The sequence below is a fragment of the Mesorhizobium sp. M7A.F.Ca.AU.002.02.1.1 genome, from assembly GCF_003998535.1.
In the GTDB taxonomy this organism is placed as follows: Bacteria; Pseudomonadota; Alphaproteobacteria; order Rhizobiales; family Rhizobiaceae; genus Mesorhizobium; species Mesorhizobium ciceri.
Genome location: NZ_RZPB01001179.1, coordinates 1 through 1277, shown reverse-complemented (window position 1 = coordinate 1277; position 1277 = coordinate 1). Strand labels below are relative to the sequence as shown.

Annotated in this window: 1 protein-coding gene and 1 pseudogene; both read left to right on the top strand. The window is 59.6% G+C overall.

Annotation, left to right across the window (positions count from 1 at the left end):
• Positions 1-150: pseudogene (locus tag EN879_RS40410) on the top strand (ABC transporter permease); the annotation flags it as partial.
• On the top strand, positions 140-1277 hold a 1138-nt coding region (locus tag EN879_RS36255), incomplete at its 3' end, for an ABC transporter ATP-binding protein (RefSeq protein ID WP_164774854.1). The pseudogene EN879_RS40410 and the gene EN879_RS36255, both read left to right, overlap by 11 nt.

Here is a 1277-nt window from a genome sequence, read left to right as displayed (position 1 = left end):
TCAATGGTGCGCGAGAACGCGACCCTGATCACCTACGGCGACGTCACCCCGCTACTTCCGGCCGGCGCGATTGCTCTCCTTACCGTGTCCGTGAATTTCGTTGTGGACTGGTTCCTGCACGCAACAAGCGGGTTGCGGGATGAAAAGTAGCGGTCCAAGCTCACGCGAAAAAGGCACGGATCTACTTCAAATCCGCAATCTGCATGTGGAGGGGTTCTCGGACGAGCGCTGGCATCCGATTGTCCGCGGGATCGATCTGACGCTGAAGCGGGGCGAGGTTCTTGGCCTGATCGGCGAATCAGGCGCCGGCAAGTCCACCATTGGCCTTGCCGCAATGGGTTATGCCAAGCCGGGCTGCCGGATCATGCAAGGCTCGGTCCTGTTCGACGGGATTGATCTTCTGGCAGTCAATGAAAAAGGGCGCCGTCGCCTCAGGGGCTCCCGCATTGCCTATGTCGCACAAAGCGCGGCTGCCTCTTTCAATCCGGCACATCGGCTCTTGGAACAAACCGTCGAAACAGCGGTGGCGCATGGAATTGCCGGCCGGGAAGAGGCGAACCGGAGCGCCGTCGATCTTTATCGACGCCTTCAACTCCCAGAACCGGAGACCATAGGCTTTCGCTATCCTCATCAGGTCTCCGGCGGGCAGTTGCAACGGGCAATGACAGCGATGGCAATGGCTTGTCGTCCGGACCTCATAATATTCGACGAGCCAACAACCGCGCTCGACGTGACCACGCAGGTTGAAGTTCTAGCTTCCATTCGCAACATCGTGGAGGAATTCAGCACCGCTGCAATCTACGTGACGCATGACCTGGCGGTGGTGGCGCAAATGGCGGATCGTATCATGGTTCTGCGCCACGGACGCACCGTGGAGGAGGCTGATACACGCCAGATGCTGGCCTCGCCCAGCCAGGAATATACCAAAACGCTCTGGGCCGTACGCAAGCTCGCCAAGCCCGAAGTTCCAGCCGATGACTATCTGCTGACGATAGACAACGTTACCGCGGCCTATGCAGGAAAGGTCAAGGTGCTCCAGGATGTCTCCATCAAGGTTCCGCGCGGAAGAACCGTGGCCGTGGTCGGCGAATCCGGTTCGGGCAAATCGACGCTCGCGCGAGTCGTCACCGGTCTCTTGCCGCCAATTTCAGGTTCGATTTCTTTTGCCGGGCAGCCCCTTTCCACGAGCCTGAAGACGCGGCCGAAGGAGGTCCTGCGCCGCATGCAGATGATTTACCAAATGCCCGACAACGCCCTGAATCCGCGCCAGACGGTCG